Annotated in this window: 13 protein-coding genes and 1 pseudogene; 8 read left to right on the top strand and 6 right to left on the bottom strand. The window is 72.1% G+C overall.

The genetic code is table 11. The features are described 5' to 3' along the window. Positions 1 to 305: 305 nt before the first annotated feature. Genes QQA02_RS09665 through QQA02_RS09650 form a run of 4 tightly spaced genes read left to right on the top strand, consistent with a single transcriptional unit; the run spans position 306 to position 5,675 of the window. Complete coding sequence (locus QQA02_RS09665) at positions 306 to 1,061, top strand: LamB/YcsF family protein (protein ID WP_284774764.1); 756 nt, start codon at positions 306 to 308, stop codon at positions 1,059 to 1,061. Next, positions 1,058 to 3,076 carry a 5-oxoprolinase subunit B/C family protein gene (locus tag QQA02_RS09660; protein WP_284774763.1) on the top strand — a complete coding sequence of 673 codons (2,019 nt, stop codon included), beginning with the start codon at positions 1,058 to 1,060 and terminating at the stop codon, positions 3,074 to 3,076. Before QQA02_RS09665 ends, QQA02_RS09660 begins: the two co-directional genes overlap by 4 nt. Then, a complete protein-coding gene (locus tag QQA02_RS09655) occupies positions 3,073 to 4,893 on the top strand; it encodes an acetyl/propionyl/methylcrotonyl-CoA carboxylase subunit alpha (protein ID WP_284774762.1) in 1,821 nt (606 codons plus the stop codon). Before QQA02_RS09660 ends, QQA02_RS09655 begins: the two co-directional genes overlap by 4 nt. Continuing rightward, the gene (locus tag QQA02_RS09650; protein ID WP_284774761.1) at positions 4,890 to 5,675 is read left to right on the top strand and encodes a GntR family transcriptional regulator; all 786 of its coding nucleotides are present in this window, start codon (positions 4,890 to 4,892) and stop codon (positions 5,673 to 5,675) included. The genes QQA02_RS09655 and QQA02_RS09650 overlap by 4 nt, the downstream gene beginning before the upstream one ends. A gap of 415 nt (positions 5,676 to 6,090) precedes the next feature. On the opposite strand, the gene QQA02_RS09645 is transcribed toward QQA02_RS09650, so the two are convergent. Both QQA02_RS09645 and QQA02_RS09640 read right to left on the bottom strand, forming a co-directional pair. After that, positions 6,091 to 6,906, bottom strand: a complete 816-nt coding sequence (locus QQA02_RS09645) for a putative hydro-lyase (protein ID WP_284774760.1) — start codon at positions 6,904 to 6,906, stop codon at positions 6,091 to 6,093. A 1-nt stretch (position 6,907) separates the two neighbouring features. After that, entirely contained in the window at positions 6,908 to 8,119 is a 1,212-nt protein-coding gene (locus tag QQA02_RS09640; protein WP_284774758.1) for an NRAMP family divalent metal transporter, read from the bottom strand. Positions 8,120 to 8,479: 360 nt separating this feature from the next. On the opposite strand from QQA02_RS09640, the gene QQA02_RS09635 reads away from it, so the two are divergent. The 4 genes from QQA02_RS09635 to QQA02_RS09620 are packed head-to-tail and all read left to right on the top strand — an operon-like array spanning position 8,480 to position 13,708. Next, positions 8,480 to 9,877, top strand: coding sequence for a hypothetical protein (locus QQA02_RS09635; RefSeq protein ID WP_284774756.1), 1,398 nt, complete (start codon positions 8,480 to 8,482; stop codon positions 9,875 to 9,877). Then, positions 9,874 to 11,544, top strand: a complete 1,671-nt coding sequence (locus QQA02_RS09630; RefSeq protein WP_284774754.1) for an exonuclease domain-containing protein — start codon at positions 9,874 to 9,876, stop codon at positions 11,542 to 11,544. Before QQA02_RS09635 ends, QQA02_RS09630 begins: the two co-directional genes overlap by 4 nt. Positions 11,545 to 11,555: 11 nt before the next feature. Then, positions 11,556 to 12,932 carry a Mur ligase family protein gene (locus QQA02_RS09625; RefSeq protein ID WP_284864201.1) on the top strand — a complete coding sequence of 459 codons (1,377 nt, stop codon included), beginning with the start codon at positions 11,556 to 11,558 and terminating at the stop codon, positions 12,930 to 12,932. Next, entirely contained in the window at positions 12,929 to 13,708 is a 780-nt protein-coding gene (locus QQA02_RS09620; RefSeq protein ID WP_284774749.1) for a type 1 glutamine amidotransferase, read from the top strand. Before QQA02_RS09625 ends, QQA02_RS09620 begins: the two co-directional genes overlap by 4 nt. 115 nt (positions 13,709 to 13,823) lie before the next feature. On the opposite strand, the gene QQA02_RS09615 is transcribed toward QQA02_RS09620, so the two are convergent. The 4 genes and pseudogenes from QQA02_RS09615 to QQA02_RS09600 form a co-directional block, all read right to left on the bottom strand. After that, complete coding sequence (locus QQA02_RS09615) at positions 13,824 to 19,649, bottom strand: YPDG domain-containing protein (RefSeq protein ID WP_284864200.1); 5,826 nt, start codon at positions 19,647 to 19,649, stop codon at positions 13,824 to 13,826. Between the two features lie 275 nt (positions 19,650 to 19,924). Next, positions 19,925 to 20,581 carry a recombination mediator RecR gene (gene recR / locus QQA02_RS09610; RefSeq protein WP_284776215.1) on the bottom strand — a complete coding sequence of 219 codons (657 nt, stop codon included), beginning with the start codon at positions 20,579 to 20,581 and terminating at the stop codon, positions 19,925 to 19,927. A gap of 123 nt (positions 20,582 to 20,704) precedes the next feature. Beyond that, positions 20,705 to 21,034, bottom strand: a complete 330-nt coding sequence (locus tag QQA02_RS09605) for a YbaB/EbfC family nucleoid-associated protein (protein ID WP_284776228.1) — start codon at positions 21,032 to 21,034, stop codon at positions 20,705 to 20,707. 147 nt (positions 21,035 to 21,181) lie between these two features. Further along, positions 21,182 to 21,432: pseudogene (locus QQA02_RS09600) on the bottom strand (DNA polymerase III subunit gamma/tau); the annotation flags it as partial.

Here is a 21,432-nt window from a genome sequence, read left to right as displayed (position 1 = left end):
CTTATGTGATACACCACACCTAGTCCAGATTTAGATTCATGTCACCTTTCGCGGTAATCCCATCTTCTCAAGAACGGATCTCGACCTTCCGCGGTCACGAGCGGCAGGAGGGGCGAAGACGAGGCAGAGACTCCCAAGCAAATCTGAGGACGCACAGACCACAGCAGACGGCGTAGAGTGTCGAGCGTTACACTAGGATTGTTCAACAATCCACGCTCGTCCCGGAGCGCTCGGACGCACCCGTGCCTCCGGGCCGGTCGCGACCGAGAACCGTCCAACGTCAACCGAAGAGGAGCCGCCCCGCGATGACCACCATCGACCTCAACGCAGACCTCGGAGAGTCCACGGCGGGCAACCCCGTCGCCGACGACGCCGCCATGATCGGCCTGATCTCCAGCGCCAACGTGGCCTGCGGCTTCCACGCCGGCGACCCGCACGGCATCGCGGAGACCCTGGCGGCCGCCGCCGAGCGTGGCGTGGTCGTCGGCGCGCACGTCGGCTACAACGACAAGGCCGGCTTCGGCCGCCGCTTCATCGACTACGCGCCCGCGGAGCTGGCCGACGAGGTCACCTACCAGATCGGCGCCCTGGACGCCCTGGCCCGCGCCAACGGCACGAAGGTCAGCTACGTCAAGCCCCACGGCGCGCTCTACAACACGATCGTGCGCAACGAGGAGCACGCCTGGGCCGTCATCGACGGCGTGCGCGCCTTCGCGGACCTGCCCCTGATGCTCCTACCGGGCGGCGTGGCCGTGGACCTGGCCGAGAAGGCCGGCCTGCGCGTGGTGCGCGAGGCCTTCGCCGACCGCGCCTACAACCCGGACGGCACGCTGGTCTCCCGCCGCGAGGCCGGCGCCGTGCTCACCGACCCGGAGGCCGTGGCGGCCCGCGTGCTGCAGGTGTCCACCTCGGGCGCAGTGACCGCCCGCGACGGCAGCGTCCTCGAGGTCGACGCCGAGTCCGTGTGCGTGCACGGCGACTCCCCGGGCGCGGTCGAGCTGACCCGCGCCGTCGTCGAGCGCCTCGGCGCCGAGGGCGTCAAGATCGAGGGGTTCCTGTGAGCCAGTCCCCCGACACCCCCGACACCGCCGCCGGCGCGCCCGGCCTGGCCGTCCACCGCGTCGGCTCGCGCGCGATCCTGATCGACCTGCCGGACCTGGAGACCGTCCTGGACTGGCACGCCGCCCTGACCTCCGAGCCACTGCCCGGCCAGGTCGAGGCCATCGCCGCTGCCGAGACCCTGCTGGTGGTCACCGACTCGCACGCCGCCGCGCGCGACGCCGCCCGCCGGCTCGCCGAGTTCACCCCGCCGAAGCGCGACACCGCAGGCGCCCGTGAGATCGTCATCGACGTCGTCTACGACGGCGACGACCTCGAGGCCGCCGCGAAGGCCGTGGGCAAGACGCCCGAGCAGCTCATCGAGTGGCACACCTCGACCACCTTCACCGGCGCCTTCGGCGGCTTCGCCCCCGGCTTCACCTACTGCACCGCCGTCGACGAGGCCGACGCCCTCGACGTGCCCCGGCGTTCCTCGCCGCGCACCGCGGTGCCCGCCGGCGCGGTCGGGCTGGCCGGCTCCTTCACCGCCGTCTACCCGCGCACCTCGCCGGGCGGCTGGCAGCTGATCGGCACCACCCGCCACCGCATGTGGGACCCCGAGGCGGACTTCCCCGCCGCGGTGCGCCCCGGCGACACCGTCCGCTACCGCGCCGTCGAGGAGCACCCGGCCGAGCCGCCGCGCGCCGAGCGCGAGCGCCACGCCCGCCCGCACCGCCCGGTGGCCCGCCTCGTCTCCACCGGCATGCAGACCCTGCTCCAGGACCGCGGCCGCGCCGGCCACGGCGACCTCGGCGTGACCGGCTCCGGCTCGGCCGACCGCGCCGCCGCCCGCGTGGCCAACTCCGCGGTGGGCAACAAACCGGGCGCCGCCGTGCTGGAGAACATCGGCGGGCTCGAGCTGACCGCCCTGGTCGACACCGTCGTAGCCGTCACCGGCGCGCGTGCCGACGCCCGCGTGCGCACCACCCCGGTGCGCCTGGGCTCCCCGGTGCTGCTGCCCGCCGGCTCCAGGCTGAAGGTCGGCCCGGCCACCCTCGGCGCGCGCACCTACGTCGCGCTGCGCGGCGGAATCGTCGCCGCCACCGAGCTCGGCTCCGTGGCCACCGACCAGCTCTCCGGGCTGGGCGCGGCACCCCTGGAGCCCGGCGCGCTGCTCTCGGTGCCCACCGACGCGCGCGGCACCGTCTCGCCGGCCCAGCACAACCCGGTGCGCGTCCAGGACGTGGGCAAGGGCCGCACCGGCGCGGTGCTGCGCTGCGTGCCGGGCCCGCGTGACGACTGGTTCCGCGACGGCGTCGCCGCCCTGACCTCGCGCGCCTGGTCCGTGACCGCCCAGTCCAACCGCGTCGGCCTGCGCCTCGAACCCGACGCCGTCGAGCTGCCCGTCCAGGCCGCCATCGACGCCTTCCGCACCGCCGGCCCCGCCAGCGGCGGCCACCGCGCCGGGCGCGTGAAGCTCGCCGGCACCACCGCCGACGCCGAGCTGCCGGACACGATTTCCGACGCCGCGCGCACCGACGGTAGTGCGACACCTGACGGCGGTGCGGCGCCCGCCGGCGCCGCACCCGAGACCACCGACCGGGCCGGCGCAGACGGCACGGGCGCCCACGCAGCCACGGCGAGGGCGGACGCGGCGGCGGCCGACGCGGCGTCGGCAAGCAGGCGACGCCGCAAGCGCGGCGGCCCGCCCATCGAGCGCGTGCGCGACGGCGAGCTGGCCAGCGAGGGCATGATCGCCGGCTGCGTGCAGGTCCCGCCGAATGGCTCGCCCGTGATCTTCCTGCGCGACCACGCCGTCACCGGCGGCTACCCCGTGATCGCCACCGTGGTCCACGAGGACCTCGACATCGCCGCGCAGCTGCCGCCCGGCGCGCGCGTGCAGCTCATCGCCGTCGACCCCGACACCCTCGAACCCCTCGGCCAGGTCTCGGACCCGGCCACCACCGCCGAACCCGCCGACACCGACGCCGCCGAAACGGCCACCGCCGACACCGCTGACACCAAGGAGACGAAGTGACTGACTTCCCGCTCAAGAAAGTTCTGATCGCCAACCGCGGCGAGATCGCCGTGCGCATCGCGCGCGCGGCCCGCGACCTGGGCATGAAGTCCATCGCCGTCTACTCCGAGGCCGACGTCGACGCGCTGCACACCCGCGTCGCCGACGAGGCCTACGCCCTGCCCGGCTCCACCGCCCGCGAGACCTACATGAACGTCCCCGCGCTGCTGGACATCGCCGACCGCGCCGGCGCCGACTGCGTGCACCCCGGCTACGGCTTCCTCTCGGAGAACTCCGACTTCGCCCGCGCCGTCGAGGACGCCGGGCTGACCTGGGTCGGCCCGTCCTCGAAGGCGATCGACCTGCTCGGCGACAAGCTCTCCGCCCGCGAGCTGGCCACCAAGGCCGGCGCCCCGCTGGCCCCGGGCACCCCGGACCCGCTCAGCAGCTGGGAGCAGGCGCGCGACTTCGCCGACGAGCACGGCCTGCCCATCGCCATCAAGGCGGCCTTCGGCGGCGGCGGGCGCGGCCTGAAGGTCGTCCACGAGCGCGGAGACATCGAGGAGGCGTTCCTGTCCGCGGGCCGCGAGGCCGGCGAAGCGTTCGGCCGCTCCGAGTGCTACGTGGAGAAGTTCCTCACCCACCCGCGCCACGTCGAGGCGCAGGTGCTCGCGGACACCCACGGCAACGTGGTCGTCCTGGGCACCCGCGACTGCTCCACGCAGCGCCGCTACCAGAAGCTCATCGAGGAGGCCCCGGCGCCGTTCCTGACCGACGAGCAGCGCGAGGGCATCACCGAGGGCGCGCGCTCCATCTGCCGGGAGGCCGGCTACACCTCGGCGGGCACGGTGGAGTACATCGTCGCCGAGGACGGCACGGTCAGCTTCCTCGAGGTCAACACGCGGCTGCAGGTCGAGCACCCGGTCACCGAGGAGACCACGGGTGTGGACATCGTCGCCGAGCAGTTCCGCGTGGCGGCGGGCCTGCCGCTGTCGATCACGGAGGACCCGACCCCGCGCGGGCACGCCTTCGAGTTCCGCATCAACGCCGAGGACATCGCCAACGGCTTCGCGCCCTGCCCGGGCACCGTCGCGCTGCTGGACCCGCCGACGGGCCCCGGCGTGCGCGTCGACGCGGGCGTGCGCACCGGCGGCACGGTGCCCAGCTACTACGACTCGCTGCTGGGCAAGCTGATCGTCTGGGGCCCGGACCGCGAGGTCGCGCTGCGCCGCGCGCGCCAGGCGCTGGCCGAGTTCGAGGTCACCGGCGTGCGCACCGTGCTGCCCTTCCACCGCGACATGGTCGACCACGAGGTGCTCTCCGCCGAGGGCTTCGGCATCTACACCGACTGGGTCGACTCCGAGTACACCCCGCGCTTCCGCACCGCCCACGACGACATCGCCGCGATCTACCAGGAGCGCACCGCCCTGACCGTCGAGATCGACGGGCGCGCCCACGAGCTGCGCCTGCCGGTCGAGCTGCTCTCGCTTGCCGACGCCGCGTCGGCCGGCGCGGGCGGTTCCGCTGCGGGTGGCCCCGGCGCCGCGGGCGGCGCCGGCGGTGGTTCGGGTGCCGGTGCGGGGGCCGGTGCCGGTGCAGCCGGCGGTGCCGGGGCCGCCGATGACGGCTCGGTTCCGGTGACGGCGTCCTTCGCCGGTTCGCTGGTGGAGTGGAAGGTCCCCGACGGCGCCGCCGTGGACAAGGGCGAGGCCGTGGCCACCGTCGAGGCGATGAAGATGGAGTCCACCATCACCGCCCCGGCCGGCGGCACGCTGACCCAGGAGATCTCCGAGGGCACGCAGTTCGACCAAGGCGACCGCCTGGGCTCGATCGCATGACGGTCGGCGTGGGGGCCACCGGCACCGTCGCTGGTGCGGGGGCTGGCGGGGCCGCCGGGTCTGCCGGCCGGGATACCGGGGCCGGTGCCGTGGGTGCAGGCGAGTCCTCCGGGTCTGCCGACACCGGAGCGGTGATCCGCGCCGACGTGGCGGCGACCCGGCTGCGCCGGGAGATCTCGGCGGGCGCCTTCGCCCCCGGCGAGAAGCTCAACGAGGTCGCCATGGCCGCCCGCCTGGGCGTCTCGCGCAACACGCTGCGCGAGGCCTACGCGATGCTGGCGGCCGAGGGCGTGGTCGAGCGGATCCCCTACCGCGGGGTCTTCCTGGTCATCCCGACGCCCGCGGACGTCGACGACCTCTACCGGGTACGTGCGACCGTGGAGCCGGCGTGCCTGCTGTGGGGCGACTCCCCGGACACCGCTGAGCTGCAGGGCATCGTCGCCGAGGCCCGCGAGGGCCTCGAAGCCGGGGACCTGGCCGAGGTCGCGGCGTGCAACCAGAGCTTCCACCGCCACATAGTGGCGACGTCCGGGGCCCCGAGCCTGGCGGAGTTCAGCGACCGGATGCTCGCGCGCATGCGCCTGGTCTTCCTGCTGGTCACCCGATTCGAGCCGGACTTCCACGCCGACTACGTCGAGCAGAACGCCCGGGTCGCCGAGCTGGTAGCCGCAGGGGACCGCGAGAGCGCGGCCGCGGCGCTGCACGAGAGCCTGCTGGCCACCGCGCAGCGCATCATCGGGATCCTCGAGTCCGCGGAGAGCACGGGGAACACGGAGAAGTAGCGGGCCGGGAAGTAACGGGGCAGGCGGGGCCGAGGCCGGGGGCTGTCCTCCCTCCCCTGCACCTTCTGGCCGGGCCCACCGGGCTCATTTCCGGGTCAGCCGGCCGCGGATCCCCCGTCACGCCCTCCGGAACCGACTTTTTGTGTCATACCAGCAGACAGGTCAGAAGCTGACCTGGGAAAACCCGGTTCGTTGAATTCCCCCATGACACATTTTCCCGGTCGGGGCACCCGGAAGGACCGGAACGCAGAGGATTGGCCGGCGGCACGACCGGAAAGCGCCCCGGATGACCGGGACACGGCCGGATGACCGGGACACGGCGGGATGACCGGGCCGCCCCCGGATCACCGGGGCACAGCGGCGCCCGGCCCCGCTGAACCGCGGTCACCCAGCCCGACCCGACCCCGCCCCGACCTCACGGGACCTGGAAGTCGGAGTCCTTCAGGTCCGTGATGAGCATGTGGCCCGGGGCGTGGCTGATCGCGAACTCCGGCTTCGAGGCCATCACCGCGGCCTGCGGGGTGACACCGCAGCCCCAGAAGACCGGGATCTCGCCCTCGGCGATCTCGACGGCCTCACCGAAGTCCGGCCGGGAGATGTCCTCGATGCCGATCGCCGCCGGGTCCCCCACGTGCACCGGCGCACCGTGCACCGACGGGTAACGCGAGGTGATCCGCACCGCGTCGGCGACCTGCGCGGCCGGCATCGGGCGCATCGAGACCACCAACGGACCGGAGAAGCGCCCCGCCGGGCGGGCCGGCACGTTGGTCCGGTACATCGGCACGTTGCGCCCCTGGGCGATGTGGGCCACCGGCACCCCGGCGTCCAGCAGGGCGGACTCGAAGGTGAACGAGCAGCCGATCAGGAAACTGACCAGGTCGTCGCGCCAGACCCCGCTGGCGTCCGTGACCTCGTCGACGAGCTCGCCGTCGCGGAAGACGCGGTAGGCGGGCACGTCGCGGCGGATGTCGCCGCCGGGCATGACCTCGCTGGACAGCTGCCCGGCCTCGAGGACCTCGATGATCGGGCAGGGCTTGGGGTTGCGCTGCGCGAAGAGCAGGAAGTCGAAGGCGTCGGCCGCAGGCAAGGAGAGCAGGTTGCACTGCACGTGTCCCGCGGCGAGACCCGCGGTGGGCCGTACCGCACCGTCGCGGAACGCGGCGCGCGCCTCGGCGGGGGTGGTCGCGGCGCCGAGCACCGGGACGTCGGAAATCGAGTCGGACTCAGTCATCTCAGCCCCACAGCGCCACGATGTCGGAGAAGGTGAACACGCCCAGGTAGACGGTGAAGATCCAGGCCAGCGCGCCGAGGATCAGCAGCCACTTCGGGTAGGCCTGGCCGTGCAGCAGGTCGCGGCGGCGCCAGGCGACCCAGCCGACGATGGTGAAGCCGATCGGCAGGATCAGGCCGTTGAACGCGCCGGCGAAGATGAGCAGCTGCTGCGGGCCCTTGCCCAGCAGCAGGTAGCCCACGGCGCACACGGCGATGAAGGCGATGGTCAGCCAGCTGCGTGTGGCCTGCGAGGTCTCCTGGCTGGTCACGAAGCTGACCGAGGTGTAGGACGCGCCGATCACGCTGGTCAGGCCCGCGGAGAAGAGCACCACGCCGAAGAAGCGCAGGCCGATCTCGCCGGCGGCGTGCTGGAAGGCGTCGGCGGCGGTGTTGTCCTCGGAAAGCGCGACCCCGGTGGCCACCACGCCGAGCACCGCCAGGAAGAGCAGGATGCGCATGACGCCGGTGACGATGATGCCGAGCACGGAGGTCTTGGTGATCTCGCCGACGTTCTCGGGGCCGGTGTAGCCGGAGTCGATCATGCGGTGCGCGCCGGCGAAGGTGATGTAGCCGCCGACGGTGCCGCCGATGAGGGTGGTGATGACCACGCCGTCGATCTCCTCGGGCATGACGGTGTTCTTCAGCGCCTCGCCGACCGGCGGGGCCGAGACCACCGCGACGTAGAGCATGACCAGCACCATGATCGCGCCGAGCACAACGACGATGCGGTCGAGCGCCACGCCCGCGCGCCGCGAGATGAAGACGAGCACGGCGATGACAGCGGCCAGTCCGCCGCCGATGATCGGGTCGAGGCCCAGCATCGCGTTGAGGCCGAGGCCGGCGCCCGCGATGTTGCCCATGTTGAAGGCCAGGCCGCCGAGGAAGACGAGCGCGCCGAGGATCCAGCCCAGGTAGGGCAGCACGGCGTTGCCGAGCTCGTTGGCGCGCAGGCCGGAGACGCCGAGCACGCGCCAGACGTTCAGCTGGATCGCGATGTCGACAAGGATGGACACCATGATGGCGAAGGCCAACGAGGCGCCCATCTGGACGGTGAAGACGCTGGTGGTGGTGAGGAATCCGGGGCCGATGGCGCTGGTGGCCATCAGCATCATGGCCCCGTACATCGCGCCGCGGCGCGGGGTGGCGGCCTTGCGCACCTCGGCCTGGGTCATGCGGTGATGCTTCTTGGTGTGTCCGTCGGCCCGTGCGGCCCCCGCCTGCGCGCCCGCGGGGGACGCGCCGGTCTCTTCGGGGGTGGTGGCTTCGGGGACCCGGTCGGCGTTGCTCACGTCGGCGCCGCCTTTCTGCGTCGGGATCTCGTGTGGTGCGGATCATATTAAGGGTGGGAGTGACGAGTGACAAATCAATTGTTGAACAATTCCCCGCGCCACCCCCGGCCACCCGCCGTGCGCGGCGCGACAACCGCCTACCAACCCGCACCCGAGGAAGGGCAGCCGGCCACCCGCCGTGCGCGGCGCGACATCGTGCGGGTGCGGGTCCGGGCGCGCGGCTCGCCCGCTTAAACTGGGGCCATGAACCGCCCGCTCTACCCGCTCCCCCTCGTCACCGCCGGCGGCGGCGCCCGCGTCCCCGTCGACGCCGCCAGCCAGGGCGTGCTGCTCTCCCTGCTCGGCGGCACCGACCCCGCCGGCGAGCGCCTGCACCTGACGGGCGACGAGTACCAGGGCGGGCTGGTCGTCCACCACGGCCCGGCGCGCATCGGCCGCCTGCCGCAGTCGGTGCTGGAGACCTACCCGCAGCTGGGTCACCTGCTCAACCAGGGCCTCTCCCCCGCCCCCGGCGTCGCCGTGACCCCCGAGCCCGGCTCCGGGCGCCTGACCGCCGAGCTGCTGCTGCCGGCCCCGGGCCTGGTCATGCCCGCCAACTCCGCGCCCGAGGAGCCGTGGGCGCTGCTCCCCGAGGGCACCCGCCGCGCCCTCGACACCGCCGCCGGCGAGGGCACCGGCCCGCTCGAGCGCGTGGTGCCCGCCCAGTTCCTCGCGGTCTTGCGCGTCCTCGACGGCACCGTGGTCGCCGCCGTCGACGACCACGTGGTCGGTCCGCTCTCCGCCGCCGACTCCGCCGCGGTGCGCGACCTGGTCGACCACTACAGCGCGCTGGGGCTGGTGCCGGTGGCGCGCCTCTACATTTACGACGCCGCCCCCGGCGACGTGGGCGGGCGAAGTGACGGTCCGATTGCCGACGTCGCGCCCGGCTCCCACAGCGTGGTGGTCGACGTCCGCGACGCCGCCTCGGCGACGGAGGCCGACCTCGAACCGCAGGTCAACCCGCTACCCGAGGTCTCGGCCTACCGCCCGGCGACGGGCACCTTCCCGGTCGTCGGCGCGGAGGCGAAGGAGTGGACAGTCACGGTCGCCGGTGCCACGGTCACCGACGAGCTGCCGGCGATGCCCCCGGAGCGCCTCGCCCGGCTGCGCGAGGTCGCCCCGCCGACGATGCCGGGCCAGGCCGTGTCTGCTCAGGCGGGCCGGTCCGGGCAGGCCGCGCCCGCGGCTGAGGGCGCGGCCGGTGCCCCGGCGCCCGAGCGCGCGGCGGCCATGGGCTTCCCGCTGATCACCCCGGAGCAGGTCGCCGCCGACCGGCGCAGCAACCCGGCCGTCCCGGCGCGCGAGGCCGGGCCCGGGGCTGCGCCTGCACCCGCGCACGCGGCGGAGCCTGCGCCCGTGCACGCGGCGCAGCCGGACTGCGCGGACGACCCCGCCCCCGCGCACACCCCGGCCCGCAAGCGCCCGGCGATGTGGCCGGGGCTGCTGGCGATGCTGATCGGCATCGCGCTCGTGGCCGGCGGCGGCATCCTCGGCTTCGCCACCACGGAGGCCGTCGGGGTCGCCGTGATCGGTGCGGTCCTGATCCTTCTCGGGGTCGCGGCCCTGGTGCGCCGCGGCCGGTTTAAGATGGACCGACGATGACCAGCACACAGACCGGAGACGCCGAGGGCGCGGCCGACCGCGCGGCCGACCGCGCGGGCGACCGCGGCGGCCAGGGCGGCCAGGGTGCCGCCGACGCGAAGTCCGGCGGCACCGGACGCTCCCGCAACCGGCGCCGTCGCCGCAGGCGCGGTTCCCGCCGTCGCGGCGGCACCGGCCGCAACAACCAGCAGGCCCGCCACGAGGGCGGCCACGCCGGCGAGCAGCAGCGCGGCGCCCAGAACGGCGCCGACGCCGCCGAGAAGAACGGCCGGGACCGGGCCGGCGAGAACGCGCGGCACGCCGACGGACAGAACGGCCAGACCAGCCCGAGCGACCAGAACGGCCAGGGCGGCAGGGGCCGCCGCCGTGGCGGCCGCTCCCGACGCCGCTCGAACCGCGGCAACCACCGCGGCTCCGCGAACCAGAACAACGCGAACCGGAACAACCAGAACAACGCGGACGACGCCGGCGACGCGGACAACGGCTCGCGCCACCGCGACGGCGACGGCCATGACGCCCGCGACCGGCGCAGCGGCAACCACGCCGACCGCGAGCAGCGCCCCGCGCCGGAGCCGGACGAGGCGTACCCCTGGGTCGTCGTCACGCTGCAGGGCACGGGCATCCACCCGGCCACCAGCCGCGTGGTGGCGGTCGACGCCGTCGTCTTCGACGCCGAGGGCGAGCCGGCCGAGAAGTTCCACGAGGTCATCGACCCCGGCGAGCGCACCGACCCGGGCCCCGTGCACCAGCACGGGCTGACCCACGAGGAGATCCGGGCCGGCCGGCGCTTCTCGCAGGTGCTCAAGAAGCTCGACCGGCTCATCGACAACCGCACGCTCATCGTGCACGACGCCCCGCTGGCCTGGGGCTACCTCGTCTCCGAGTCGCGCCGCGCGATGAACGCCGCCGCGCGCGCGAACCGCTCGCGCCGCCGCGGCCGCTCCGGCTCGCGAGGCCGGCGCAAGAAGGTCGGCCACGTGCCGCGCCCGCTGGCGATCGTCGACACCCTGGCCGCGGCGCACCGCGCCGGCACCGACATCGTGGACGCCCGCCCCGGCGCCGTCGCCCGCGCGATGGGCCTGGACGCCCCGCGCGCGAACGCCACGGTCGCGCGCGCCCGGCGCACCGAGGCCGACACCTCGCGCGAGCAGACGATGGTCGTCGCGCGCATGGCCCGCCACCTCGCCGAGAACGGCGGGGTGGGCCGCAGGTACACCCCCGAGGAGCTGCGCGCCGACAAGCTCGGCCTGCAGCGCTCCCACGAGCGCGTCGACGCCGCCGAGGCGCCGCGCCCGGTGCCTAACCCGGGTGTCTACACCCCGGAGCGCGGCCTCGAGCCGGGCATGGAGATCGTGGTCACCGACGAGATCACCCGCGAGCCCGACGAGATCATCGACGCCCTGATGCGCGCCGGCCTGGCCTACACCGAGAAGCTGACCCGCCAGTCCTCCGCGGTGGTGTGCAACCGCACCGAGGACCTGCGCGGCAAGGCCATGCACGCCCACCGCAAGAACATCCCGATCCTCACGGACGAGGAGTTCCTGGCCGCCGTCGCACGCGCCGAGGGCGCGCAGGCGCAGCCCGTGGCGGCAGGCGCGGGCGTCGTCAAGCAGGACGTGGAATCCGACGCCGCGGCGGACGATGAGGCGGGCGCGGCGGCCGACTAGGCTTGACGCCCATGAGCGACGAGAACCAACCGTCGCGGCGCCCCCTGTGGCGCCGCCTGCGTACCCGAGCCGCAACCACCTCGGCGCGCCTGGCCACCACCGCCTCGCGCATGACCGGCCGCGGCGCCGGCGGCATGATCGGCGGGCTGGTCGCCCAGGCCATCGACCCGACGATCATGGCCCAGCTCGGCGGCGGGCGGCCCTGCGCGCTGGTGACCGGCACCAACGGCAAGTCGACGACGACCCGGATGCTGGCCGCCGCGACGCGCACCGTCCACGACGTGGCCACGAACGACGGCGGCGACAACATGGACGCCGGCATCATCTCCGCGCTGCTGGCGGGCGGCGACGCCTCGCACATCGTGCTCGAGGTCGACGAGCTGCACGTCCCGCGCGTGGCCGAGCGCCTGCACCCCGAGGTGCTGGTGCTGCTCAACCTCTCGCGCGACCAGCTCGACCGCGTCGGCGAGATCAACACCATCGAGCGCCGCCTGCGCGAGTGCGTCAACGCCCACCCCGACATGCTGGTCGTGGCCAACTGCGACGACGTACTGATGACCTCGGTGGCCTTCGACCACGAGAAGACCGTGTGGGTCGCCGCCGGCGGCGGCTGGCTCGGCGACTCCGTGTCCTGCCCGCGCACGGGCGGCCACATCGTGCGCGAGGGCGCCGACTGGTACGCGGTCAAGCCGCTTGCCGACGGTCGCGTCTTCCGGCGCCCGGAGCCCGACTGGACCGTGGACGACGCCGGCCTGCACGCCCCCGAGGGCGAGCGTGGGCTGGCGCTGAAGCTGCCCGGTCACGCCAACCGTGGCAACGCCGCGCAGGCGGTCTGCGCGGCCGTGCGCGGCTTCGACGTGCCCTTTGAGCGCGCGGTGCGCGCCGCCGAGCAGGTTGACGACGTCGCGGGGCGCTACTCCACGGTGCAGCTCGGCGAGCGCTCCGTGCACCTGCTGCTGGCCAAGAACCCGGCCGGCTGGCAGGAGGCGCTGTCCATGGTGGACCGCACCGCCGACGGGCTGGTCATCGCGGTCAACGGGCAGGTCGCCGACGGCGAGGACCTCTCCTGGCTGTGGGACGTGAAGTTCGAGGACTTCGAGAACCTCTCGGTCAAGGCCGCCGGCGAGCGCGGCACGGACCTGGCGGTACGCCTGATGTACGCCGGGATCGACCACGACCTGGTGCCCGACCCGCTGGACGCGATCCGCGCCTGCCCGGCCGGGCGGGTGGAGGTGCTGGCCAACTACACCGCGTTCCGCGACCTGAAGAAGGCGCTCAACCGCGCGGTGGCCGGGCACGAGGACGAGGACGCGGCCGAGGCCGGTGCTGCCGATGAGAACGGCGCAGCCGGCGCCGCCGCGACGAAGGACGAGGAGGTCGGGAAGTGAACCGCGAACCGCTTGCGATCGGGCTGGTGCTGCCCGACGTGCTGGGCACCTACGGCGACGACGGCAACGCGCTGGTGCTGCGCCAGCGCGCCCGGATGCGCAACATCCCGGCGGAGATCCACCGGATCACCCTCGGCGAGCCCGTGCCGGAGTCGCTGGACGTCTACACCATCGGCGGCGGCGAAGACACCGCGCAGATCCTGGCCGCCGAGCACCTGATCGCCGACGGCGGCCTGGCGCGCGCGGCCGATGCCCGCCGACCGATGCTGGCCATCTGCGCCGGCCTGCAGGTCCTCGGCGAGAGCTTCCGGGTCGGCGAGCGCGTGGTCACCGGCGTGGGGCTCATCGACGCGACGACGGCCGCGATGGCCGAGCGCGCCATCGGCGAGCTGGCCTCCACCCCGACCGGTGCGGGTGCCTCGGCGAGGCTGACCGAGCCGCTGACCGGCTTCGAGAACCACCTGGGGGCCACGATCCTGGGCCCGGACGCCCAGCCGCTGGGAACGGTCACCCACGGCAACGGCAACGCCGACGAGACGGCCACGCAGACCGCGGCGTCCGAGGGCCGTGGCGACGGCACCCAGACGGGTGTCGACGGCGTGGTGCAGGGCAGCGTGATCGCCACCTACATGCACGGGCCGGTGCTGGCGCGTAACCCGCAGCTGGCCGACCTGCTGCTGGCCCAGGCGATGGGCATCGAGCCCGCGGAGCTCGAGCCGCTGGAGATCCCGGTCATCGACCGGCTGCGCATGGAGCGCCTGGCCCGCCGGAGCTGAGCCTGGGCCGAGGCCCTGGCCTTGCACGGGCTTTGGCCTGCACGGGCCTGAACAGACCGAATCCCCGCACCCTCCTTCCGGGAGGTGCGGGGATTCGGCTTTGCGCGGCTGACGGTTACTCGGCGGGCTCGGGCTCGCCGGGCTCCGTGCCCGAGGACAGCTCACCGGTCGAGGAGTTGGCCGGCTCCGCGGACTCGCCCTTCAGCGGCTCGCAAGCCGCGAACACGGCGCCGCCGATGGCCAGGCCGAGCGCCACGACGCCAAGACCGCCCAGCGCGTAGCGCACGTTCGGGTCATCGAAGTGCACGTTGAAGCGCTGCCCGATCTCGGCGATGCGGGCGTTGACCTCGTTGACCGTACGGGCCAGGTCCTCGTTGTAGAGGCCCAGACCGGCGGTCTCATCGGCGATGCGGGCGTTCATCTCCGCGATCTGGCCGTTGATCTGTTCCTGCCACTGGGTAACACCCGGCAAGCTGACCTGGCTGGCCAGCCCCAGCGGGGCGAGCAGCAGCAGCGGCAGGCCGAAGCCGACGCCCATGCCGGTGGCGATGCACTTGCCGTACTCGTCCATCGACGAGCCGGGCTCGGTCGGTTCCGTGGGCTCTGTGGGTTCCGTCGGCTCCGTCGGGTCCGTGGGTTCCGTCGGCTCGGTGGGCTCAGCGGGCTTGGTGCCCACGCGGATCTTGGCGTTCTGCGGCTCGGCCGTGCGCTCGACCGACTCCTCCGCCTCGCCGGAGGGCTTGCCGTCGACGAGCTTCTGCGTGATCGTGACGGTCTCGCTGCCCGGGGTGCCCGGCTCGTCGACGACGAACTTGCCGGCCTCGAGGGTCGGGTCCTCGGTGACCTCCACGGTGAAGGGCACCTCCCGGGTCACGGTCGTGGTCAGCTCCTCGTCCTCCAGGCGCGGGCCGTACTCGATGATCCGGTCCTTCGGCGCCAGGGTCTGCTCCTCCTTCGGCGTCACCGTCGAGGAACCGCCCTCACCGGTGAACGTCGCGGTGAAGACCTTCTGTCCCCGCTCACCCTCCTGGACCACCTTGGTCTCACCCGGAGCCAGCTCGGCATTCGGGCGCAGCACCGTCCCGAACGGCACCGGGACGGTCCAGGCCACGGCACCGTCGGAAACGGCCTGCCTGGTACCGATCTGGACCACCTCGGCGACCGGTTCCTTCGTGCGCTCCCAGGTGCCGTCGGCTCGGTGGATCTCCGTGCCCGGCTGGCCCTCGGTGGTCACCTCGTACTCCCCGGCGGGGATCGAGTCGTTGTACTCGTAGGTCACGGAGAACGGCACCTCACGGGTCTCCGCGGCCTTGACGACGACGGTCGCCGTCGACTCGGTCTCGTTGGTCCCGTACTTCGTGATCACCGGCACCTGGACCGTGTCCCCGCTGCGGGCTCCCGCCGGGCTCGTGACCTCGACGGCACCGGTCTCCTCGTCGACGGAGACGTCCCAACCGTCCGGGGCCTCCCAGCCGTCCTTCAGCCGGTACGTCGTGCCCTCCGGCAGATCGCTCGCCGCGTTCGACAGCGTGACCGACTCACCCGGTGTGACCGTGGCCGAATCGTAGGCCGACTCCACGGCCTTCGTACCGACGCGGATCTCCTCGGCCACCGGGGCCTTGGTCTGCTCCCTGGACTCGACGGGATCGCCCGAGGGCTTGCCGTCGACCAGCTCCTGCGTCGACGTGACGGTCTCGCTGCCGAGCTCGCCCGGCTTGGCGACGACCACCGTGCCGGCGGGCAACGTCGGGTCAGGCGTCACCTTCGTCTCGAAGGGCACCGCATGCGTCACCCTCGTGATCACCGACTGGTCGTCGAGCCGCGGGCCATACTCGACGATCATCGGGGTGGCCGGCTTCGTCTCCGTGCGCGTGACCACGGACGACTCCCCCTCGGCGACCGTGAAGTCCGCCTCGTGGGTCGCCTCCCCGTTCTCGCCCTGCTGGACGATCTTGGTCACGCCCGGGGCGAGATCGGTGTTGGCGCGCCACTCCGTCTGATACGGCACGGGCAGCTTCCAGGTGATCTTCTTGCCCTCGACCTTCTTGTTGCCGACCTTGACGACCTCGTTCTGCGGGGCCTTCACCTGCTTCCAGGTGCCGTCAAGGTTCTGGCGCTGGGCGCCCGGCTCGCCCTTGGTGGTCACCTTGTACTCGCCGGCCGGAATCGAGTCGTCGTACTGGTACTCCACGTCGAAGGGGATCGGGCGCTCGGCGACGCCGACCACGTCGACCGTGGCGGTGGCCGTGTCGGTCGAGCCGTCGGCGTAGGTGACGGTCACCGGCACTTCGACCCTGTCGCCGGGCTTCGCGTCCTTCGGTGCGGTGGCCAGCACGTTGCCCTTGTCATCCAGGCTGACGGTCCAGTCGCCGTTGTCGGTGGGCACCGTGTAGACGGGGTTGCCGTGCTCGTTCGGTTTCTCGGTGTCGGTCCAGTCCTCGGCCGGGGCGATCGCGTAGGGGTTTTCACCGGCCACGGTCACGCCTTCGGCGAGCTCGAGATCCAGCTCCGAGGTGGTCGACTCACCGGCGTGGGTCGGCATCGACGGGTAGGCCACCTCGGCCTCATAGCTGTCGGTCAGCGCGATCACCGTGGTCACCGGGATGTCCTCGGTGGTGCCGTCAGGGTAGGTCACCGTGACGTTGTTGGTCTGCTGCGAGCCCGGCTTCGCGTCGGCCGGCGGGGTGACCGAGACCGCCCCGGTCTCCGGGTCGATCTCGTACTTCCAGCCGTCGACGTCAGTCCGGCCCTCCGCGAGGGAGAACGTCGTGCCCTCCGGGGCACCGTCGGAGCTGACTTCGCGGGTCGCCGTCTTGCCGGGGAGAGCCACATCCACTGGGTAGACCGGCTCGTGGATGTCCCTGGCTGCCTGGACGACGAAGCTCGCCTCGGTGGTGAACGTGGAGCCGTCCGAGTAGGTGATGGTCACCGGCACCCTGACGGAGTCGCCGCTGGCGGCGTCGACCGGCGGGGTCGCGGTCACCGTGCCATCGTCACCGACCGAGACCTTCCACCCGTCCACGGTCTCCGGGGCGGAGAAGGGGTTGACCTTGTTGCCTTCCGCGTCGGTGCGACGCAGGTCCCGGTCCATGATCGGCCGGCCGTTGGCGAGCTTGAGCTCGGAGCTCTTCGCGACACCCGGAGTGGTCTTCCGGAGGTCGTAGGAGGGGTTGTAGACCTGGGCTCGGCGGGCGATCACGCCCACCGTGGCGAGCGCGCTGCCGTGCGAGCCGTCCACGTAGTCGATGCGGACGGGGACGTCGGCGAACGTGCCGGGCAGCGCCTCGGGGCTGATCTCCGTGATCACCTCGCCGGTCTTCTCGTCGATCTTGAGCTGGTCCCAGCTCAGGTTCTGCGGCAGCGGGCGGTAGCCGGGATCCTCCGGGTCCGTGATGAAGGAGTACCGGGCGACACGGACGGGATTGAGCTGCGAGGTGTCGACGGCGCTGGTGGCCGTCGTGCCCGGCGCCCCCATCACCGTGGGGTAGAACGGGTTGTTCGCGTCGGCGTCGGTGGCCAGGACGACGAACTTCGCGGGCACCTCGTTGGACGAGCCGTCCGGGTAGGCCACGCTGACGGGGACGGTCAGCGTGTCACCGCTGTGCGCCTGCTGCGGCGGGGTGGCGGTCACCGCGCCGTCCTCGGCCACGGAGACCGTCCAGCCCTCGGGGCTGGTGTAGGTCCCGTCGCCGTTGTCGGTGTAGTCGCGGGGCAGGCTGTAGCGCGCGGCCGTCTTGTCCGCCAGAGCGGTGGTGAACGGCGCGGTGACCGACACACCGGCCGAGGTCATCCGGCTCGGGTAGACGGCGTTGTCCACGCCCGTGGCGTCGCTGTAGACGGCGACGGTGGCGGTCGTGGCCTGCTTCGCCGCGCCGCTTTCGTAGTGCAGCTGCACCGGGACGTTGACGTTGGCACCGGGCAACGCGTCCGTGGGCACCGTCGTGGTGATCTCCCCCGTGTGCTCGTCGATCGTGAACACCCAGTTGGAATTGGAGGCGGGCCGGTACTCGTGCGTGCCGTCGGGGAAGGAGTAGCTGCTCGGTTCCTCGGCCTGCGGGTTCCCGTCGATGCCGTTGGTCGGCATGGCCGGCGACAGTGTGACCTCGGCGCCGGGTTTGCCGTTCACGCCCTCGTAGGTGGGGACCTTCACACTGGTGACGACCTGGAAGATGACGGAGACCTCGTCAGTGGTGCCGTCCGGGTAGGTCGCGGTGATCACCGGCTTGGCCACGGAGTGGTTCGGGGCGTCCGCCGGGGAGACGGCGGTGACGGTGCCGTCGTCGGCGACGGTGATCTGCCATCCCTCGGGGATGCTGGTGGCGTCGACCGCGTAGCTCTTCGGGACCTTCGGGGCCTTCTTCCCGAGGATGCGCCTCAGGGTCGGCCGGGCCTCGAGCTTCTTGCCCTGGACGCCGACTTGCACGGAGTACTCGACGTCGGTGGTCTGCGTATCATTCGGGTTGACCACCGTCAGCAGCGGCAGAACGTCCTTCGTGCCGTTGGTGTAGGTGACGACGACGCGCGGTTGGGCGAAGGTGCCCGGCGTGGCGCCGGCGGGCGCGGTGACGCGCACGTCGTAGTCGCCTTCGTTCGGTTTGACGAACTCGGCCTCCCACCCGTCGTAGACGTGGTCGGTGTCCAGTTCGACCGTCGCGCCGGCGCCGCCCTCGCTCTCGGGCTTGATCAGATCGGCGATCATGTCGCCGACCTGCTCGAAGACGACCTCCTGCGGCTCCGAGGTCACGCCGTCCTCGCCGACGCCGGAGGTGATCGCCTGCTCCCCGGTCTCGTAGCGTGGCTCGTGGTACTGCGTGTCGTCCAGGCTGATGTGCGAGCTGCTCAGGACGTTCGGCCTGTTGTAGCGGCCGATGGAATTAACGGACTCTTCAAATACGTAGGTCTTCTCACCATCTGCGGTCTTCGTGACGTCAGCCCTGAGAACGTCGGCAGTGCGCTCCGTGGCGTAGGCGGTGAAGGTGATGCCGGCGTTCTCCGACCACTGCGTGTCGACGTGCTTCGGCAGCGCGTAGGTGATCGTGCCGTCCTCGGCGATCTCCGCGTCAGCGTCGATGAAGCGCCCGTCGTTGGTGTAGGCCTCGACGACGATGCGGTCCCGGGTCGAGGCGTCGGTGAAGTTGACCTTGCCGACCTCGATCGTCTTGCCCGGTTCGATGACGACGCGCTCGAGGTTATTCCAGCTCACCGTGATCGGAGAGCAGTCGGAGTTCTCACTGGGCCACGGGTTCACACGGGCGATCGTGTACAGGTTCTGAAAGAACTGGAAGCTCGCGCTGGTGTTGTCCGCGCCGTATTTGCCCGCCGCGCCGAAGATGAGCCCCTCCTCGCTTGCCGCGGCTGTGACGTCCTCCTTCTCGAGTTGCAGATCGTAGCTGGACGAGGTTTGCCGACTGTTGACTTCTTCGTGTTCGCCTTTCTCGATCACCTCGCCGTCTGCATCTTTGACCGCGTCTTTCAGTCCGCGATTGACCCGGGGGTGGGATGAGGTGACCTGCTCACCGGGCTCCAGAAAACGATAGTCCGCGAACCTGCCTCCCCCGATCGCGCCCGTCCGCTTCGAGTCCCCGCCATAGATCTGGTTGAAGGTGCGGTCACCCCCGCCGTCGATCCTGGTGGTGAACCCGAAGTTGCGCGTGTTCTCCGGCGTGGTCGGATGCGGGTTAAAGGTCCAGGTGGTCACGCCGTTCGCGTCACGCTCGCTGTCGCTGGTCCTGCTGTTCAGGGAGACCGTGCAGTCGCCGGCGCGCAGCGCGGAAACCTTCTGGTCGGCGACGCTGATGGCCTCATCCCTGAGTGACGCTGCGGCGGCGGGGGCGACGAGCCCGGAAAGCGGCGAATCCGGCACGACGACCGCGCCGGCTATGGCGACGGTCAACGCCGACAGGACCGCCATCCCGGAACGGGCCCGGTAACGGAACTTCATATTGATTTTCCTCAGCTTTCTGCACGGATCCTGCCGGTAGACCCGGCGACACCGCTCCGTAGTCGGTGGTGAAGGTCTCTCACTTCCCCATCTCTAAGGATTTAATTCTACCGGCAGCATAAGCCCAGCTCAAGTGGGTGCCAAGGATTCATTGCAATCTTTCACAGCTCCCGCACAGTTCGTGACCGTTCCCCCCACCTGCCACCACGCTGGCCCGACAGCGCGCCGAATCCCCCGCCGACCGCTCAGCCCGCCGGGCCGCTCAACCCGCCGGCTCAAACCGTCAGGCGCCCCGACAGCGCGCGCGAGAGCGTCAGCTCGTCGACGAACTCGAGGTCGCCGCCCAGCGGCATGCCCGAGGCCAGCTTGGAGATCTTCAGCCCCGGGAAGTCTCGCAGCAGGCGCACCAGGTAGGAGGCCGTGGCCTCGCCCTCGGTGTTCGGGTCGGTGGCCAGGATGACCTCGGAGACCTCCGGGGTGGCCTCGTAGACGGGCGCCTCCGGGGTGGACTCCGCGGTCTCGCGGTCCGGCAGCACCCCGCCGATGCGCTGCAGCAGCTGCGAGATGTTCAGCTCGCGCGGGCCGACGTTGGCCAGCGGGTCGAGCGCCCCACCGAGCACGTGGTAGCGCCCCTCGAACTCGCCGGTGCGCTCGATGACCTGGATGTCTTTGGGCTCCTCGACCACGCAGATCACGGAGGCGTCGCGCGTGGAGTCCGCGCAGATGCGGCAGACGTCGTCGGCGGAGATGTTGCGGCAGATCCGGCAGAAGCTGACCCCGTCGCGGACCGCCGTGAGCGCCGTGGTCAGCCGGCTGATGTCCTCCGGCTCGACGCGCAGCAGGTGGAAGGCGATGCGCTGCGCGGACTTCGGGCCAACCCCGGGCAGCCGCGAGAGTTCGTCGATGAGGTCCTGCAACGGTCCTTCGAACACGGGCGATCCTTTCCTTCCTCCGGAACCACACAAGTGTAATGCGCCGCAACGACGCAACAGGAAGCCCCCGCCCACGGCGCGGCACGCGCGCGGACGGGGGCCGACGGGACGTCGGCAAGCTCCCTAGCCGAACAGGTTGGAGACGGCGTCGCCCTCCGGGCCGGAGCCCGGGGTCAGCGGGCCGAGCTTCTCCTGGGCCAGCTTGCCGATCTTGTCGTGGCCGTCGGCGAAGGCGCCCTGAATGAGGTCCTGCAGGGTCTCGACGTCCTCCGGGTCGACCACCTTCGGGTCGATCTTGACGCCGCGGACCTCGCCGCCGCCGGTGAGCGTGATCTCCACGAGGCCGTTGCCCGCGGAGCCGACGAGCTCGGTGGCGAGAATCTCCTGCTGGGCGGCCTGGAGCTGCTGCTGCATCTCCTGGGCCTGCTGCAGGATCGACTGCATGTCGGGCATCTCCTGGTTGGGCTGGTCCTGCGGGGTGGGCTGGTTCACGGTCGCACCTTCCTGGCTCGGGTTCATCGTGTCTTTGACGGGCACAGTCTACCGTTCCCCCGGCGCGCCCGCGCCACCCCTGCGGGGGTGTGCGGTCGCGCCAGGCGGTCACATCGGCTTGGCGCCGAGCTCCTTGCTGAGCAGCTCCATCGCCAGCGTCATCGCGTCGCGGCGGTCCAGGTTGCCCGGCTGCAGCGACGCCTCGCGCATCATGTCCTCTTCCTCGGCGCGCTGGTCGTAGGGCGCGGGCGGGGTGCCTGCAGGACCGCCGGGGCCGCCGTAGTCCATGGGGTCCGGCGGCGGGGGCACGTCGTCGTCCATCGGCTCGGGCGGCGGCGGCACGTCGCGCAGGCCCCCGC

Source organism: Corynebacterium sp. MSK006, from assembly GCF_030232385.1.
Classification (GTDB): Bacteria; Actinomycetota; Actinomycetes; order Mycobacteriales; family Mycobacteriaceae; genus Corynebacterium; species Corynebacterium frankenforstense_A.
The sequence above is the reverse complement of the archived record's forward strand: the minus strand, read 5'-3'. Positions and strand labels throughout refer to the sequence as shown.

Bases quoted from the DNA above. Each gene is read 5' to 3' on its own strand.
- QQA02_RS09665 (WP_284774764.1), top strand. From the start codon at position 306: ATGACCACCATCGACCTCAACGCAGACCTCGGAGAGTCCACGGCGGGC.
- QQA02_RS09605 (WP_284776228.1), bottom strand. From the start codon at position 21,034: ATGCCCGACATGCAGTCGATCCTGCAGCAGGCCCAGGAGATGCAGCAG.
- QQA02_RS09640 (WP_284774758.1), bottom strand. From the start codon at position 8,119: ATGACCCAGGCCGAGGTGCGCAAGGCCGCCACCCCGCGCCGCGGCGCG.
- QQA02_RS09650 (WP_284774761.1), top strand. From the start codon at position 4,890: ATGACGGTCGGCGTGGGGGCCACCGGCACCGTCGCTGGTGCGGGGGCT.
- QQA02_RS09630 (WP_284774754.1), top strand. From the start codon at position 9,874: ATGACCAGCACACAGACCGGAGACGCCGAGGGCGCGGCCGACCGCGCG.
- QQA02_RS09635 (WP_284774756.1), top strand. From the start codon at position 8,480: ATGAACCGCCCGCTCTACCCGCTCCCCCTCGTCACCGCCGGCGGCGGC.
- QQA02_RS09645 (WP_284774760.1), bottom strand. From the start codon at position 6,906: ATGACTGAGTCCGACTCGATTTCCGACGTCCCGGTGCTCGGCGCCGCG.
- QQA02_RS09615 (WP_284864200.1), bottom strand. From the start codon at position 19,649: ATGAAGTTCCGTTACCGGGCCCGTTCCGGGATGGCGGTCCTGTCGGCG.
- QQA02_RS09625 (WP_284864201.1), top strand. From the start codon at position 11,556: ATGAGCGACGAGAACCAACCGTCGCGGCGCCCCCTGTGGCGCCGCCTG.